Origin of the sequence: Streptomyces sp. Sge12, assembly GCF_002080455.1 — a bacterium.
Classification (GTDB): Bacteria; Actinomycetota; Actinomycetes; order Streptomycetales; family Streptomycetaceae; genus Streptomyces.
In genome coordinates, this window is the sequence record NZ_CP020555.1 from 4,225,517 (window position 1) to 4,241,262 (window position 15,746).

Annotated in this window: 15 protein-coding genes and 3 tRNA genes; 8 read left to right on the forward strand and 10 right to left on the reverse strand. The window is 71.3% G+C overall.

Features of this window, described 5'->3' with window-relative positions; translation table 11 throughout:
* Positions 1-10: 10 nt before the first annotated feature.
* Positions 11-1,498: a N,N-dimethylformamidase beta subunit family domain-containing protein gene (locus B6R96_RS18885; protein ID WP_081523022.1), complete on the forward strand. Its 1,488-nt coding sequence runs from the start codon at positions 11-13 to the stop codon at positions 1,496-1,498.
* 143 nt (positions 1,499-1,641) lie between these two features.
* Positions 1,642-2,547, forward strand: coding sequence for a phosphoribosylaminoimidazolesuccinocarboxamide synthase (locus tag B6R96_RS18890; protein WP_053701311.1), 906 nt, complete (start codon positions 1,642-1,644; stop codon positions 2,545-2,547).
* A 52-nt stretch (positions 2,548-2,599) separates the two neighbouring features.
* On the opposite strand, the gene B6R96_RS18895 is transcribed toward B6R96_RS18890, so the two are convergent.
* From B6R96_RS18895 to B6R96_RS18930, 8 genes are all read right to left on the reverse strand, one after another.
* Positions 2,600-2,672: transfer RNA gene (locus tag B6R96_RS18895), tRNA-Gly, on the reverse strand.
* A gap of 24 nt (positions 2,673-2,696) precedes the next feature.
* Positions 2,697-3,308: a response regulator transcription factor gene (locus B6R96_RS18900; protein ID WP_030390140.1), complete on the reverse strand. Its 612-nt coding sequence runs from the start codon at positions 3,306-3,308 to the stop codon at positions 2,697-2,699.
* The gene (locus B6R96_RS18905) at positions 3,305-4,552 is read right to left on the reverse strand and encodes a sensor histidine kinase (protein WP_081523023.1); all 1,248 of its coding nucleotides are present in this window, start codon (positions 4,550-4,552) and stop codon (positions 3,305-3,307) included. The genes B6R96_RS18900 and B6R96_RS18905 overlap by 4 nt, the downstream gene beginning before the upstream one ends.
* A 22-nt stretch (positions 4,553-4,574) precedes the next feature.
* Positions 4,575-5,336 carry an ABC transporter permease gene (locus tag B6R96_RS18910; RefSeq protein WP_081523024.1) on the reverse strand — a complete coding sequence of 254 codons (762 nt, stop codon included), beginning with the start codon at positions 5,334-5,336 and terminating at the stop codon, positions 4,575-4,577.
* Positions 5,333-6,289, reverse strand: coding sequence for an ABC transporter ATP-binding protein (locus tag B6R96_RS18915; RefSeq protein ID WP_053701313.1), 957 nt, complete (start codon positions 6,287-6,289; stop codon positions 5,333-5,335). Before B6R96_RS18915 ends, B6R96_RS18910 begins: the two co-directional genes overlap by 4 nt.
* 158 nt (positions 6,290-6,447) lie before the next feature.
* Positions 6,448-6,520 (reverse strand) — tRNA-Gly (locus tag B6R96_RS18920).
* A 78-nt stretch (positions 6,521-6,598) separates the two neighbouring features.
* A tRNA-Gly gene (locus B6R96_RS18925) sits at positions 6,599-6,670 on the reverse strand.
* 88 nt (positions 6,671-6,758) lie between these two features.
* Positions 6,759-7,076, reverse strand: coding sequence for a histone-like nucleoid-structuring protein Lsr2 (locus B6R96_RS18930; RefSeq protein WP_030390144.1), 318 nt, complete (start codon positions 7,074-7,076; stop codon positions 6,759-6,761).
* A gap of 328 nt (positions 7,077-7,404) precedes the next feature.
* Here B6R96_RS18930 and purS point away from each other — a divergent pair, with 328 nt between their 5' ends.
* The 5 genes from purS (at position 7,405) to B6R96_RS18955 (ending at position 12,348) form a co-directional block, all read left to right on the forward strand.
* Positions 7,405-7,650 carry a phosphoribosylformylglycinamidine synthase subunit PurS gene (gene purS / locus B6R96_RS18935; protein WP_030009438.1) on the forward strand — a complete coding sequence of 82 codons (246 nt, stop codon included), beginning with the start codon at positions 7,405-7,407 and terminating at the stop codon, positions 7,648-7,650.
* 2 nt (positions 7,651-7,652) lie between these two features.
* Positions 7,653-8,333, forward strand: a complete 681-nt coding sequence (gene purQ / locus B6R96_RS18940; RefSeq protein WP_030390145.1) for a phosphoribosylformylglycinamidine synthase subunit PurQ — start codon at positions 7,653-7,655, stop codon at positions 8,331-8,333.
* Positions 8,330-10,579, forward strand: a complete 2,250-nt coding sequence (gene purL / locus B6R96_RS18945) for a phosphoribosylformylglycinamidine synthase subunit PurL (RefSeq protein WP_037861701.1) — start codon at positions 8,330-8,332, stop codon at positions 10,577-10,579. Before purQ ends, purL begins: the two co-directional genes overlap by 4 nt.
* 123 nt (positions 10,580-10,702) lie before the next feature.
* Positions 10,703-11,494, forward strand: a complete 792-nt coding sequence (locus B6R96_RS18950; RefSeq protein ID WP_030390146.1) for a maleylpyruvate isomerase family mycothiol-dependent enzyme — start codon at positions 10,703-10,705, stop codon at positions 11,492-11,494.
* Positions 11,495-11,541: 47 nt separating this feature from the next.
* Positions 11,542-12,348, forward strand: a complete 807-nt coding sequence (locus B6R96_RS18955) for an META domain-containing protein (protein ID WP_159396341.1) — start codon at positions 11,542-11,544, stop codon at positions 12,346-12,348.
* A gap of 34 nt (positions 12,349-12,382) precedes the next feature.
* Here the strand turns inward: B6R96_RS18955 and B6R96_RS18960 are convergent, their stop codons facing one another.
* Positions 12,383-13,825 carry a sulfatase-like hydrolase/transferase gene (locus B6R96_RS18960; RefSeq protein ID WP_107475543.1) on the reverse strand — a complete coding sequence of 481 codons (1,443 nt, stop codon included), beginning with the start codon at positions 13,823-13,825 and terminating at the stop codon, positions 12,383-12,385.
* Positions 13,826-13,942: 117 nt separating this feature from the next.
* Positions 13,943-14,038: a putative leader peptide gene (locus tag B6R96_RS38990; protein WP_324617183.1), complete on the reverse strand. Its 96-nt coding sequence runs from the start codon at positions 14,036-14,038 to the stop codon at positions 13,943-13,945.
* A 149-nt stretch (positions 14,039-14,187) separates the two neighbouring features.
* On the opposite strand from B6R96_RS38990, the gene purF reads away from it, so the two are divergent.
* Positions 14,188-15,705, forward strand: a complete 1,518-nt coding sequence (gene purF / locus B6R96_RS18965) for an amidophosphoribosyltransferase (protein ID WP_030009390.1) — start codon at positions 14,188-14,190, stop codon at positions 15,703-15,705.
* Positions 15,706-15,746: the final 41 nt, after the last annotated feature.

Below are 15,746 nucleotides of genomic sequence, written 5' to 3' on the forward strand. Positions count from 1 at the left end.
GGGAGCGGTCATGGGTGCGGACCAGATCCGGCGTTGGGAGTCAGGTGCGCTCGCGCACGCGGTCAACGACCCCTTCGGACAGGGCCCCCTGCCCTGGTTCCGGGGCAGCGAGCTCTATTTCGACGACACCGGCCATGTCGTGCCCTGGTACGTGGACCCGGCCGCCGCTGCCGCCGGCACCGGCCAGATCCCCCGCGCCCGCGGCAACGGCGGCCCCCGCACGGCCGACGACGTGCACCGCCAGATCAAGGGCTTCGCCTCCACCGGCGGAGTGACCCCCGGCGAGGCCATCGACTTCCACATCACCGTCGACCCGCCCCAGCAGTTCTCCGTCGACGTCTACCGGATCGGCCACTACGGCGGCGACGGAGCCTCCAAGATCACCACCAGCCCCCGTCTCTCCGGCATCGTCCAGCCCGCCCCGCTCGCCGCCGACCGCACCGTCTCCTGCCACCACTGGTGGCTGTCCTGGCGCCTCCAGGTCCCCTCGTACTGGAGCGTCGGCGCGTACGTCGCCGTCCTCACCACCGCCGACGGCTACCGCTCCCACATCCCCTTCACGGTCCGCGACGACCACCCCGCCGACTTCCTGCTCCTGCTCCCGGACATCACCTGGCAGGCCTACAACCTCTATCCGGAGGACGGCCGCAGCGGCGCCAGCCTCTACCACGCCTGGGACGAGGAGGGCCGGCTGCTCGGCGAGCAGGACGCGGCCGTCACCGTCTCCTTCGACCGCCCCTACGCGGGCGCGGGCCTGCCCCTCCACGTCGGCCACGCCTACGACTTCATCCGCTGGGCCGAGCGCTACGGCTACGACATCGCCTACGCCGACACCCGCGACCTGCACGCCGGCCGCGTCGACCCCACCCGCTACCGGGGCCTGGTCTTCCCCGGCCACGACGAGTACTGGTCGGCCCCCATGCGCCGCACCGTGGAGCGCGCCCGCCGGCACGGCACCTCGCTCGTGTTCCTCTCCGCCAACACCATGTACTGGCAGGTCGAGCTCGGCCCGTCCCCCTCCGGCGTCGACGACCGGCTCCTCACCTGCCGAAAACGGCGCGGACCGGGCCGCCCCAGCCTGTGGCGCGAGGTGGACCGCCCGGAGCAGCAGCTGCTCGGCATCCAGTACGCGGGCCGGGTCCCCGAACCCGCCCCCATGATCGTGCGCAACGCCACGCACTGGCTCTGGGACTCCACCGGCGCCGGCGAGAACGACGAGCTGCCCGGGCTGGTCGCCGGGGAGGCCGACCGCTACTTCCCGCGCACCCAGCTCCCCGAGCACCAGGACCGGATCCTGCTGGCGCACTCCCCGTACCTCGACAGCGAAGGCCACCGCCGTCACCAGGAGACCTCCCTCTACCGGGCGCCCAGCGGCGCGCTGGTCTTCGCCTCCGGCACCTTCGCCTGGTCCCCGGCCCTCGACCGCCCGGGCCACGTCGACGAGCGGGTGCAGCGGGCCACGGCCAACCTCCTCGACCGGATCTGCAAGCGCGACTGACCCGCGGCAGGCCCCGCGACCGAACCCGCCACCGCCCCCGGCCGACCCCCCGGCCGACCCGCGGCGCGGACCCCTGTCCGCCGCAGGGGACACCGGTGCGCGAGAATCAGGGTGCGTTTCATACAGAACCACAGGGAGACCCCGTGTCCGGATTCGTCGAAAAGCCCGAGCCGGTTCAGGTTCCGGGCCTCGTCCACCTCCACACCGGCAAGGTGCGCGACCTCTACCGCGACGAGGACGACCGCCTCGTCATGGTCGCCAGCGACCGCATGTCCGCCTTCGACTGGGTGCTGCCCACCGAGATCCCGGACAAGGGCCGCGTCCTGACCCAGCTCTCCCTGTGGTGGTTCGACCAGCTCGCGGACCTCGTCCCGAACCACGTCATCTCCACCGACCTGCCCGCCGGCGCCCCCGCCGACTGGGCCGGCCGCACCCTCGTCTGCCGCAACCTCGACATGGTCCCGGTCGAGTGCGTGGCCCGCGGCTACCTCGCCGGCTCCGGCCTCGCCGAGTACAACGAGACCCGTACGGTCTGCGGGCTCGGCCTCCCCGAGGGGCTCGTGGACGGCTCCGAACTGCCCGCCCCGATCTTCACCCCGGCCGCCAAGGCCGCCGTCGGCGAGCACGACGAGAACGTCTCCTACGAGGAGGTCGCGCGCACCGCCGGCGCCGAGACGGCGGCGCTGCTGCGCCAGACCACCCTGGCCGTGTACAGCCGCGCCCGGGACATCGCCCGCGAGCGCGGGATCATCCTGGCCGACACCAAGTTCGAGTTCGGTTTCGACCCGAAGGACGGCACCCTGGTCGCCGCCGACGAGGTGCTGACCCCGGACTCCTCCCGCTTCTGGCCGGCCGACCAGTGGGAGCCGGGCCGCTCGCAGCCCTCCTTCGACAAGCAGTACGTCCGCGACTGGCTGGCCTCCCCCGAGTCCGGCTGGGACCGCAAGGGCGAGCTCCCGCCGCCGGCCCTGCCGGAGGAGGTCGTCGCCCGGACCCGCGCCAAGTACATCGAGGCCTTCGAGCGCCTGACCGGCCTGTCCTGGTCGTAGGTACGAGAGAAGCCCCCCCGGTCCGAGGACCGGGGGGGCTTCTTCGTTACAGAGCGGACAACGCGACTCGAACGCGCGACATCCACCTTGGCAAGGTGGTGCTCTACCAACTGAGCTATGTCCGCAGGTGCGCCGTAACGCGAGAACTACTATACCCAACCTCGCTCGCGTGCGAGACGCACTGCCGTGTGCCGGTTCTCCGCACCCAGCTTCGTCGCGGCCGACGACAAGTAGTTCCGTACCGTCCCCTGCGACAGCGAGGCCCGCTCGGCGATCTCCGCGATCGGTGCCCCGTCCGCCGCGAGTTCCAGCACCTCCGCCTCCCGCGCGGTCAGCGGCGAGTCCCCCGCACTGATCGCGTCGGCCGCCAACTCCGGGTCCACGTAGCGGCCTCCGGCGTGCACGGTGCGGATCAGTTCGGCCAGCCGCTGCGCCGAGACCGTCTTCGGGGCGAAGGCCCGCACCCCCGCCGCGAGGGCCCTCTTCAGGTGCCCCGGACGGCCGTGGCTGGTCACGATCATGGTCCGGCAGCCCGGCAGTTCGGCCCGCAGCGATGTGGCGACACTCACACCGTCCGCCCCCGGCATCTGCAGGTCCAGCACCGCCACGTCCGGCCGGTGCGCCCGGGCCATCGCCAGCGCCTCGGGCCCCGAAGCCGCCTCCGCCACGACGAGCAGGTCGTCCTCCAGCGCGAGCAGCGCGGCCAATGCGCCCCGGATCAGGTGCTCGTCATCGGCGAGCAGTACGCGTACGGGGCTCACGCCCGCACCTCCAGTTCTTGCAGTCGTCGGTTCGGGATCTCCGCCCGCAGCCGGAACCGGCCGTCGCCGACCAGGCCCGCCTGCAACGTCCCGTCCAGGGCCGCGAGTCGCTCCCGCAGCCCGGCCAGCCCCGAGCCGGGCGGCCCGGCGGGGGTCTCGGGCGCCCCGTCGTTCTCCACCAGCAGGGTCACGGAGCCCGTCTCCGCGGCGGTCAGCCGGATCAGGCAGCGGTGCGCGTCCCCGTGCCGCAGGATGTTCGTGGTCGCCTCGCGCACCACCCAGCCCAGGGCCGACTGGACCTCGGCGGGCAGCTCGGGCCTGCGACCGGCCCCGAAGTCGACGCGGCAGTCCATTCCGGCCGCGCTGAGCACGCCGCGCGCGCCCTCCAGCTCCACGGCGAGGTCCGCCTCGCGGTAGCCGCGCACCACGTCCCGTACCTCGCGCTGGGACTCCTGGGCGATCCGCTGCACCTCGACCATCTGCTCCACCGCCTCCGGCCGTTCGCGCCGGGCCAGCTGTATCGCCAGCTCGCTCTTGAGCGCGATCACCGCCAGGTTGCGGCCCATCACGTCGTGCAGGTCGCGGCCGAACCGCAGCCGCTCCTCCGCCACCGCGAGCCGCGCCTGGACCTCGCGGGAGTGGTCGAGCTCGTAGACGGTGGTCAGCAGCCAGGCCGAGAACCCGCAGGTGGCGCCGAAGAACACGCTGCCCAGCAGCACGCCGACGGCGTACCCGAGGGCGGTCGCGGCCGGAACGCCGAAGCCGAGTGCGGACAGTCCCGTGCCGACGGCCGCGGCGGCCACGATGAACCACATCCGCCGCACCGACCTCAGGCACAGGACGAGCGATCCGGACGTGAACCAGGTCAGTCCCGCCACCAGGGTCGGTGCGACGGCCGGCTGGGTGATGTGGCCCGTCGCCCGGAGCGTGAGGACGGCCAGGATGCACGCCGCCGTCATGACGGCGGTGGCGATCGCCAGCCGGGTGGGGCGTTCGCGCCGTCCCACCACCCAGTGCAGCGCCTTGGAGGTGAGCACCCCGCACAGCACGGCGTGGGCGCACATCATCAGGAGCAGCGAGAGGGGCGCCACCAGGGAGGTCCGGTCCGCGGCCGCGGCGGCTATGGGCGTCAGCGCGAAGGACAGGACCTCCAGGAACACGAAGAGATAGAACGACCCCCGTGTGTACAGCTCGATCTTTCCCGCACTGCTGCGGTTCTTCCACCACCCGGTCATCTTCGACACGGTCCCCGTCCCCCGACTTGCCCTACCGGCGCGGTTCCCAGCGGAACCACCGCTGAACAGCAAACACGGTGTTGACCGTCCAGGCCAGCGTGACCAGGCAGGCCTGCACCAGGTCGGCGTCCCCCGCCCCGCTCCACCCGGCCCGTACGAGGGTCATCACTCCGCTCAGCGGCAGCAGTTCGCACAGCGAGGCCACCGGGTCCGGCAGTGCGTCCGCCGGGACGAACAGCCCCGAGCCCAGCACGGTCGCCAGGAACAGCGGCAGCGTGGTGAGGCCCGCGGTCTCCACGGTGCGGGTGACGGAGCTGGTCAGCGCGGACAGCCCGGCGAGCAGCACGATGCCGGCGAGGACGGCCGCCACGAGCAGCAGCGGGTTGCGCGGCATGCGCACGTCCAGGACGGCGGCTCCCGCCACGGCGAGGACGGCGATCTGCCCGAGCGCCAGGACGGCGGCCGGCAGGGCGGTGCCGACGAGGATCTCCAGGTCGGTCGCCTCGCCGGTCCGCAGCCGCTTCAGGACGAGCTCCTCGCGGCGGGCGACGTAGGCGGAGACCAGGTTCATGTGCACGACGAGGATCAGCACCATGCCGATCCCGCCGGTCAGGGTGGCTTCGCCGAGCGCCTCGGCGCCCTCGGCCCCGGTCGCGGAGGAGCGCAGGACGAACACCATCAGCAGGGGCATCAGGACGGCCAGGGAGAGGGCGGCCCGGTTGCGCACCAGCAGGGTGACCTCGGTGCGGCCGAGGGCGGCGAGCCGCCCGGGGTTCAGCAGGAGCGCGTTCATCGGGGGGTCCCCGCCTTCGTGTCCTCGGTACGGGCGCCGTCGGCTGCGGTGCGGCGGCGGTTCTCCGCGATCTCCAGGAAGGCCTCCTCCAGGGAGGCGGACCGGGCGTCGAGCCCGATCAGTTGTGCGCCGCACTCCCGGGCCCAGCCCAGCAGTTCGGTCAGGTCGGCCTGGAGGTCGTGGGTACGGATCTCCACGCGCTGCCCGTAGGCCGCCGCGCGCAGCGCCAGCGGGAGCCGGGCCGCGGGCACCCCGGCCGGCAGAGTGAAGCGGATCCGGGCCGGGCGGGTGGCGGTCACCTCGGCGGGGCTGCCGGACAGGACGAGTTCCCCCTCGTGGAGGATCGCGAGGCGGTCCGCGAGCTCCTCGGCCTCCTCCAGGTAGTGCGTGGTCAGCAGCACGGTCGTGCCCTGCGCGCGCAGTTCCCGTACCAGGGCCCAGGTGTCCCGGCGTCCTTCCGGGTCCATTCCGGTGGTCGGTTCGTCCAGGAAGAGCACCTCGGGGCGGCCCAGCAGGGCCAGGGCGAGGTCCAGCCGCCGCCGTTCACCGCCGGACAGCTGCTTGACGCGTACGGAGGACCGCGCGGCCAGGCCGACCAGTTCCAGCACCTCCGCCACCGGGCGGGCGCCGCTGGTGACGCCGCCCCACATCCGGACGGTCTCGCCGACCGACAGGTCGGAGGGGAAGCCGCCCTCCTGGAGCATGACGCCGGTGCGCGGGCGGACCTCGGCCCGCTGCCCGTACGGATCGAGCCCGAAGACGCGGACCTGCCCCCCGGTCGGCGCGGCCAGTCCCTCCAGCAGCTCGACGGTGGAGGTCTTGCCCGCGCCGTTGGTGCCGAGCAGGGCGAAGATCTCGCCCCGGGCCACGGAGAAGGAGACGCCCCGTACGGCCTCGAACCCTCCCGCATAGCCGCGGCGCACGCCCTCGGCTTCGATCACGGTGTCAGTCATGGTTCAAGGCTCGCGGCGCCGGGGCCGGCCGGGCAGTGCGCGCTGTCACCCCCGCCGATGACATTTGTCAGGGGGCCGCGGGGACAGCGGCGCGGGAACACGAAGACGGGAACACGAAGAAGGCCCCGATCGCAATGATCGGGGCCTTCTTCATACAGAGCGGACGACGCGACTCGAACGCGCGACATCCACCTTGGCAAGGTGGTGCTCTACCAACTGAGCTACGTCCGCATGCCCTGCACGCATTGCCGTGAGGCGATGCGTGCATCACTCTACCCGATCCACAGCAGTGGTCAGGAAGTGATGCAGAGCGGGTGACAGGGATCGCACACTGCGCCTTCCCTCTGGAAGAGGGATGTTCTGCTACTGAACTACACCCGCACGACCTCGGAGGCTTTGACCTGCGGCCTGGCCCCTTGGCGTGATCCACACACTAGCCGACGGATGGGGGTGCATGGCAAATCGACGCTCAGTGGGCCGCGTTGTAGGCCTCGTAGATCTTCTTGGGGATGCGGCCGCGCGGCGGCACCTCGTACTGGTTCGACCGGGCCCAGGCGCGGACGACCGCCGGGTCGGGGGCGACGGAGGTGTGCTTGTAGGCCTTCCCCGAGCGGGACTGGCGACGGCCGGCGGCCACGAAGGGGGCCAGCCCCTTACGCAGTTTCTTTGCGTTCGCCACATTGAGGTCGATCTCGTACGACTTACCGTCCAGAGCGAACACGACCGTTTCCGCCGCTTCTCCGCCATCGATGTCGTCGGAGAGCGTGACTACTACGCGCTGCGCCACGGATATCGGTCCCTTCGTGCGACGTCGCCACCCGCATGACGTGCGGTGATGTCGCCTGTGTGGATGTTTCGGGGCAATGCAACTTTCATCCGGAATCCGGAGTGATTCCTTTGTACCTCGATTCCCATTGCATTGCGAAGCCCAGTTAATTCTCTCCGCGTGTCCCGCCGCAATGCCGGGCGCGTGGTTTTCCGGGGGATTTTGCGAAGCGTTGGTGAAGCCGAAACGGCCCGGTGATCGCGGCCCCGGCATATCTATGCGCGTAGAAATTTTGGCCGGGTACGCTGATGGAACCGCCTTCGCACCAACCACCACACGGGAGTGCCCGATGGCACGCGTCGTAGTCGACGTCATGCTCAAGCCGGAGATCCTCGACCCCCAGGGCCAGGCGGTGCAGCGTGCACTGCCGCGCCTGGGCTTCGAGGGGATCGCCGACGTCCGCCAGGGGAAGCGCTTCGAGCTCGAGGTGGAGGGACCGGTCGACCAGGCCGCCCTCGACCGCATCCACAAGATGGCCGAAACGTTCCTCGCCAACACCGTCATCGAAGACTTCACCGTGAAGGTCGAGGCCTGACGGTGACCACTCGCATCGGAGTCGTCACGTTCCCCGGAACGCTCGACGACCGTGACTCGCTGCGCGCCGTCCGCCTCGCGGGGGCCGAGCCGGTCTCGCTGTGGCACCGCGACAAGGACCTGCACCAGGTCGACGCGGTCGTCCTCGCGGGCGGCTTCTCCTACGGGGACTACCTGCGCGCCGGGGCCATCTCCCGCTTCTCGCCGGTGATGGAGACCATCATCGAGCAGGCCAGGGGCGGCATGCCCGTCCTGGGCATCTGCAACGGCTTCCAGGTCCTCACCGAGGCCCACCTGCTGCCGGGGGCGATGCTCCGGAACAACCACCTGCACTTCATCTGCCGCGACCAGAAGCTGCGGGTGGAGAACGCGGAGACCGCGTGGACCGGCGACTACACCGCCGGCCAGGAGATCTCCGTACCGCTCAAGAACATGGACGGCCGCTACACCGCCGACGAGCGCACGCTCGACGAGCTGGAGGCCGAAGGCAGGGTGGCCTTCCGCTACCTGGACGGCAACCCGAACGGCTCGCTGCGCGACATCGCCGGCATCACCAACGCCGCGGGCAACATCGTCGGCCTCATGCCGCACCCCGAGCACGCGGTCGAGCCGCTGATCGGGACCGGCCGCACCGACGGCCTCCCGTTCTTCACGTCGGTCCTGAAGAAGCTGGTTTCCGCATGACCCTCGACACCGTCAAGAACGCCACCGAGACCCCGGACTCCGCCCAGCCGTGGAAGGAACTCGGCCTCAAGGAGGACGAGTACGCCCGGATCCGGGAGATCCTCGGCCGCCGCCCCACGGGCGCCGAGCTCGCCATGTACTCCGTCATGTGGTCCGAGCACTGCTCGTACAAGAGCAGCAAGGTCCACCTGAAGCAGTTCGGCGAGAAGGCCCCGCAGAACGACGCCATGCTCGTCGGCATCGGCGAGAACGCCGGCGTCGTCGACGTCGGCCAGGGCTACGCGGTCACCTTCAAGGTCGAGTCGCACAACCACCCGTCCTACATCGAGCCCTACCAGGGCGCGGCCACCGGCATCGGCGGCATCGTCCGCGACATCCTCGCCATGGGCGCCCGCCCGGTCGCGGTCGTGGACCCGCTGCGCTTCGGCGCCGCGGACCACCCCGACACCCGGCGCGTCCTGCCCGGCGTCGTCGCGGGCATCGGCGGCTACGGCAACTGCCTGGGCCTGCCCAACATCGGCGGCGAGGTCGTCTTCGACGCCTGCTACCAGGGCAACCCGCTCGTCAACGCCGGCTGCATCGGCGTCATGAAGCACGAGGACATCCACCTCGCCAAGGCCTCCGGCCCCGGCAACAAGGTCATCCTCTACGGCGCCCGCACCGGCGGCGACGGCATCGGCGGCGTCTCGGTCCTCGCCTCGGAGACCTTCGACGACACCAAGCCGACCAAGCGCCCCGCGGTGCAGGTGGGCGACCCCTTCCAGGAGAAGCTCCTCATCGAGTGCACCCTGGAGATCTTCAAGGAGAAGCTGGTCGCGGGCATCCAGGACCTCGGCGGCGCCGGGCTCTCCTGCGCGACCTCCGAGCTCGCCTCCGCCGGTTCCGGCGGCATGCGCGTCGAGCTGGACACCGTGCCGCTGCGCGACGCGACGCTCTCGCCCGAGGAAATCCTCATGAGCGAGTCGCAGGAGCGCATGTGCGCGATCGTCGAGCCGCAGCACGTCGACCGCTTCATGGAGATCTGCGAGAAGTGGGACGTCATCGCCACCGTCATCGGTGAGGTGACCGAGGGCGAGCGCCTGGAGATCTTCTGGCACGGCGAGCAGATCGTGGACGTGCCCCCGGGCACCGTCGCCCACGAGGGCCCCGTCTACAACCGCCCCTACGCGCGCCCCTCCTGGCAGGACGCGCTCCAGGCGGACGACGCGGGCAAGCTGCCGCGCCCGCAGACCTCCGAGGAGCTGCGCGCGCAGGTCCTCGCCCTGGTCTCGTCCCCGAACCAGGCGTCGAAGTCGTGGGTCACCGACCAGTACGACCGCTTCGTGCAGGGCAACACCGTGCTCTCGCAGCCCGAGGACGCGGGCATGGTCCGCATCGACGAGGAGTCCAACCTCGGCGTGGCCATGGCCACCGACGGCAACGGCCGCTTCGCCAAGCTTGACCCGTACACGGGCGCGCAGCTGGCGCTGGCGGAGTCGTACCGCAACGTGGCGGCGACCGGCGCCAAGCCGCTGGCCATCTCCGACTGCCTGAACTTCGGTTCCCCCGAGGACCCGGACGTCATGTGGCAGTTCGCCGAGGCCTGCCGCGGGCTGGCGGACGGCTGCCTTGAGCTGGGCACCCCGGTGACCGGCGGCAACGTCTCCCTCTACAACCAGACGGGCGAGATCGCGATCCACCCGACCCCGGTCGTGGCGGTCCTCGGTGTGATCGACGACGTCAACCGCCGTACGCCGATGGCGTTCGCGGAGGCCGGCCAGCTGCTGTACCTGCTGGGCGACACGGCCGAGGAGTTCGGCGGTTCGGCCTGGTCCCAGGTCGTCCACGACCACCTGGGCGGCATGCCGCCGAAGGTGGACCTGGGCCGCGAGAAGCTGCTCGCCGAGATCCTGATCTCCGCCTCGCGCGACGGCATGATCGACGCCGCGCACGACCTGTCCGACGGCGGCGTGATCCAGGCGCTCACCGAGTCCTGCCTGCGCGGCGGCAACGGTGCCCGGATCGTGGTGCCCGAGGGCCTGGACGCCTTCACCTTCCTGTTCTCCGAGTCCGCGGGCCGTGCCATCGTGGCCGTCCCGCGCAGCGAGGAGCTCCGCTTCACCGACATGTGCGGTGCGCGGGGCCTGCCGGTCGCCCGCATCGGCGTGGTGGACGGCGAGGAGATCGAGATCCAGGGCGAGTTCACCCTCCCGCTGGCCGAGCTCCGCGAGGCCCACGAGGCGACGATCCCGGCCCTGCTGGCCTGATCCCGCCGTAGCCCGTACGAGGCCCCGTCCACTCCGTGGGCGGGGCCTCGGCATGCCGTCCGCCGGCGGTCCGCCGCGCGGCGCGGCCGCGCGGAGCCGACGCCGCCCGGATAGGGTCACCGCATGCCGCCCCGAGGGAAGAAGCCGCGCACCTACGACCCCGCCAGGATCCGTACGGCCGTCACCGCGCAGTTCGCGCATGTGGGCGCGGCCGTGGGGGAGTTGGCGCCCGAGCAGCTGGCGCGGCCCAGCGGGCTCGGCGACTGGAGCGTCGCCGAACTCGCCGCGCACATCGCCTGGATCGCCGACTCGCTGGCGGGCGGCCTGGCCCGGCCGCCGGCCGCCGTCGCCGAGCTGTCGGCCGTCGAATGGCCCTTCGCCACCGCCTCCCTCGCCGGGAAGATCTCCGAGGCGGCCCGGGAGACCCTGACCGGTGCCCCGCTGCCCGAGCTGTACGCCCGCGCGGCGGCCAGGATGGCCGAGGCGCTCGCGGCGCATTCCGGCGACCGGGTGCTGGACCTGTGGATCGGGGACATGACCCTGGCCGACTTCCTGGTCACCCGGACCGTGGAACTGGTGGTCCACACCGACGACCTGAACCGGGCCACCGGACTGGACATCCCGATTGAGCGGCAGGCGCTGGCCGCCTGCACCCGGCTCCTCGCCGACGCCCTCGCGCTGAAGGCACCGGGCGGTTCGGTCGAGGTACGCGTCCCGCCCTTCGCCGTGGTCCAGTGCATCGAGGGCCCGCGGCACACCCGCGGCACCCCGCCGAACGTGGTGGAGACCGACCCGCTGACCTGGATCCGGCTCGCGACCGGCCGTACGGGATGGGCCGCAGCCCTGGACGAGGCGCACGTACGGGCCAGTGGCGAGCGGGCCGACCTGTCGGCGCTGCTCCCGCTGATGGGCTGAGGGGGGTCGTGGTGGAACCGCTGCGGCGCGCGGTCCGTCCCAGGGGCATGCGTACCTTCCGGCACGTCCACACCTCTGCGGGGCTGGCCCTCGTACTCGCGCTCGCCGTGGCCGGCTGCGGCCGCGAAGAGGCCGGCGGGGGCGCCCCGCTCCCCGACCCCGTCGGATCCTGGGCCGTCGAGTCCCTGACCACGGGCGGTCGCACGCTGCACGCGCCCGATTCCGCCCGGTTGGAGTTCGGGCAGAACCAGGCCAAGGGCAACTACGGCTGCAACGGGTTCACCGCGGTGGTCGCCTTCGCCGGCCCGTCCGCGGTGACCGTGACGCCCGGCGCCTCGACCACGATGGCCTGTGCGGACATGGAGTTCGAGACGGCCTTCGCCAAGCTGTTCCAGGGGAAGCTGACCATCGACCGGGGGCCCGACCGGCTCACCCTGAAGACCGCCGACGGGAGCACGATCGCCATGACCTCGGCGCCCGCCGCCTCCGACGCCCCGCTCACCACGACCCGCTGGAGCGTGGAGTCCCTGGTCAGCGGTACGACCTCGGCCTCCCTGCCCGCCGAGGCGGCCGGGAAGGCCCAGTTCACCATTGCCCCGGACCTCGCGGTGAGCGGCAACCTGGGCTGCAACCGGTTCAGCGCCAAGGCCACCGTGGAGGGCTCGACGGTCACCTTCGGCCCGCTCACCTCGACCCGGATGGCCTGTGAGGGCCCGGTGGGCGGGGTCGAGCGGGCGCTGACCGACCTGTTCGGCAGCGGCCCGCTCACCTCGAGGATCGAGGGCCGGACCCTCACCCTGACCGCGGCCGACGGCAAGGGCCTGACCGCGAAGGCGGCCCCGGCCGCGCAATGACGCGCATGACGCGCGGTGTCCGGGGTCCCGGGGATCAGGCCGGGTAGGGCAGCAGGCCGGCGTCGACCTTCTCCCAGGCCGCGCGCAGCCGGGAGAGCCGGTCCGGCTCCGCGGCCGCCTTGTCGGCCTGCTCCCGGATGTCCCCGGCCAGATTGAACAGCTGGTCCTTGCCCGCCTTGCCGCGGTAGTACTTCCAGTCCCCGCGGCGCAGCGCCCGCTCGCCCCGCACCCGCCAGAACAGGTCCCGCTCGGCGACCTTCTCGCCGCGCAGCAGGTATCCGGCGAGGCTCACCCCGTCCAGCGGGTAGGCCGGGTGCGGGCGGGCCCCGGCGACCTCCAGCAGCGTCGCCGTCCAGTCCGGGCTGAACACCGGTACGCGGCTGACCTGCCCGCCGTCGAGCCGGGCGGGCCAGCGCGCGATGTTCGGCACCCGGATCCCGCCCTCCTGGAGGGAGGCCTTGTTGCCGGACAGCGGCCAGTTGTACGAGAAGCGCTCGCCGCCGTTGTCGCTGGAGAAGACCACGAGGGTGTCCTGCTCCTGGCCGGAACGCTTCAGCGCCTCCAGCACCTTGCCGATCGAGCGGTCGAGGTCCTCGACCATCTCCTTGTACTTCTCGACGGAGCCGCCGTCCTGGTGCCACAGGGCGCGCCCGTCGCCCGCCTTGATCCGCCGGACGATCTCGGCGCTCTGCTCGGTGTCCCCGTCGGCGATCCACGGCCAGTGCGGGGTGGTGAAGTTGAGGTTCAGCAGCCACGGCTTGCCGTGGTGGTCGCGCGAGACGTACTCGCTCGCCCGCTCGGTGATGATCCGGGTGTAGTAGCGCAGGTCCTTGTACTCGGCGTCGCCCTCGTAGAGGTCGTACTCGCCGCCCAGGCCCAGCTTGGAGTAGTACTCCAGGGCCCCGCCGAAGTTGCCGAAGAACTCATCCCAGCCGGACTTGGTCGGGCTGTAGTCGGGCAGGTAGCCCGCGTGCCACTTCCCGATCAACGCGGTGGAGTAGCCGGAGGACTTCAGCAGTGAGGCCAGCGTCGGGTGGGTGGGGTCCAGACCGGCCGACTTGTCGGCGATCGGCTCGGCCAGACCGCCCTTGGTACGGGCCGGGTAGCGCCCGGTGTAGAGGCTGAACCGGGTCGGCGAGCAGGTCGCGGAGCCCGAGTAGGCGTCGGTGAACCGGACGCCCTGGCGGGCGAGGCGGTCCAGGTTCGGGGTCTTGATGTGCGGGGAGCCGTAGGAGGAGAGGTCGGCCCAGCCCAGGTCGTCGCCGAGGATGAACAGGATGTTCGGCCGGCGTGACGGCCGGTTCCGGCCGGCCCGGAACTCCCGCTCCTGCGGCGTGTTCTGCCCGTCCGCAGAGGCCGCGCCGGCCGGAGCGGCAGCGGCCGGGGAGGCGCCCAGCCCCACCGCCGCGGCGGCCGCGCTCACGCCGACCGCGCCGCCGAAGGCGCGCCGGGACAGGTTGGGTTCGTACGAGGTCACAGGTACTCCAAGGCATGGCCCACCGGCCGGCCCCGGGCGGCGCGGGACGGCGCGCGGCACGGCAGGGCAGGCTCGGACAGGGATCAGGAAAGGAAAGGAACGAAATGCGGCGTGTGACTACGCAGAACAGCGACAGATGGCGCTCGCGACACGGACAAGGTCCACGTGCCGGCGCTCGACGAGGGTGACGGTTCGGTCACCGAGAGGCTGCATGAGCCGAGAGCCTGTACGAATGCCCGTGGGCCTGTCAACAAGGGCATTCCGGATACCGAGACGGAATGGATCGGTCACCCTCTGTGCTGTGACATTTCCCGGCCGTCCCCAATTCGGACCAGTGGTCGATCTCGCCTACACTCGGAAGCGTGCCTCGTGGTGATGGACGACTCAACCACGACCTGCTCCCCGGCGAAAAGGGCCCCCAGGACGCTTGCGGCGTCTTCGGTGTCTGGGCTCCGGGTGAAGAGGTCGCCAAGCTCACCTACTTCGGACTGTATGCGCTGCAGCACCGTGGACAAGAGTCCGCGGGAATCGCTGTGAGCAACGGTTCCCAGATCCTCGTCTTCAAGGACATGGGCCTCGTTTCCCAGGTCTTCGACGAAACCTCTCTCGGCTCGCTCCAAGGTCATATCGCGGTCGGTCACGCCCGCTATTCGACCACCGGGGCCTCCGTCTGGGAGAACGCCCAGCCGACCTTCCGTGCGACCGCCCACGGCTCCATTGCCCTGGGTCACAACGGCAACCTGGTGAACACCGCCGAGCTTGCCGAGATGGTCGCCGACCTCCCCCGTCAAGACGGCCGCGCCACCCAGGTGGCCGCCACCAATGACACCGACCTGGTCACCGCCCTGCTCGCCGGCCAGACCGACGACGAGGGCAAGCCCCTGACCATCGAGGAGTCGGCCGCCAAGGTCCTGCCTCAGGTCAAGGGCGCCTTCTCGCTCGTCTTCATGGACGAGGGGACCCTCTACACCGCCCGTGACCCGCAGGGCATCCGCCCGCTGGTCCTCGGCCGCCTGGAGCGCGGCTGGGTGGTCGCGAGTGAGACCGCCGCCCTCGACATCTGCGGCGCCAGCTTCGTCCGCGAGGTCGAGCCGGGCGAGCTCATCGCGATCGACGAGAACGGCCTGCGCACCTCTCGGTTCGCGGAAGCAAAGCCCAAGGGCTGTGTCTTCGAGTACGTCTACCTGGCGCGCCCGGACACCGACATCGCCGGCCGGAACGTCTACCTCTCGCGTGTCGAGATGGGCCGGCGCCTGGCCAAGGAAGCCCCGGTGGACGCCGACCTGGTGATAGCGACGCCGGAATCCGGCACGCCCGCCGCGGTCGGATACGCCGAGGCCAGCGGGATCCCGTACGGATCCGGCCTGGTCAAGAACGCCTACGTGGGCCGGACCTTCATCCAGCCCTCGCAGACGATCCGCCAGCTCGGCATCCGGCTCAAGCTCAACCCCCTCAAGGAAGTCATCCGGGGCAAGCGCCTGGTGGTCGTCGACGACTCGATCGTCCGCGGCAACACCCAGCGCGCCCTGGTCAAGATGCTCCGCGAGGCCGGCGCGGCCGAGGTCCACATCCGGATCTCCTCGCCGCCGGTGAAGTGGCCGTGCTTCTTCGGCATCGACTTCGCCACCCGGGCCGAGCTGATCGCCAACGGCATGACGGTCGACGAGATCGCCACGTCCCTGGGCGCGGACTCGCTGTCCTACATCTCGCTCGACGCGATGGTCGAGGCGACCACCATCCAGAAGCCCAATCTCTGCCGTGCCTGCTTCGACGGCGAGTACCCGATGGAGCTGCCCGACCCGCAGCTCCTGGGCAAGCAGCTGCTGGAGTCCGAGCTCGCGGGCGGCACGGACGCCGCCGACGCGCTCCGTCGCCCGTAGCCCTGGTTCAACCTGCGCCGGGCCCTGTCTTTGAGGCTTCT

Coding starts and splice junctions, on each gene's coding strand:
- B6R96_RS18885 (WP_081523022.1), top strand. CDS start 11: ATGGGTGCGGACCAGATCCGGCGTTGGGAGTCAGGTGCGCTCGCGCAC.
- B6R96_RS18910 (WP_081523024.1), bottom strand. CDS start 5,336: ATGAACGCGCTCCTGCTGAACCCCGGGCGGCTCGCCGCCCTCGGCCGC.
- B6R96_RS18915 (WP_053701313.1), bottom strand. CDS start 6,289: ATGACTGACACCGTGATCGAAGCCGAGGGCGTGCGCCGCGGCTATGCG.
- purS (WP_030009438.1), top strand. CDS start 7,405: ATGGCACGCGTCGTAGTCGACGTCATGCTCAAGCCGGAGATCCTCGAC.
- purL (WP_037861701.1), top strand. CDS start 8,330: ATGACCCTCGACACCGTCAAGAACGCCACCGAGACCCCGGACTCCGCC.
- B6R96_RS18950 (WP_030390146.1), top strand. CDS start 10,703: ATGCCGCCCCGAGGGAAGAAGCCGCGCACCTACGACCCCGCCAGGATC.
- B6R96_RS18955 (WP_159396341.1), top strand. CDS start 11,542: ATGCGTACCTTCCGGCACGTCCACACCTCTGCGGGGCTGGCCCTCGTA.
- B6R96_RS38990 (WP_324617183.1), bottom strand. CDS start 14,038: ATGCAGCCTCTCGGTGACCGAACCGTCACCCTCGTCGAGCGCCGGCAC.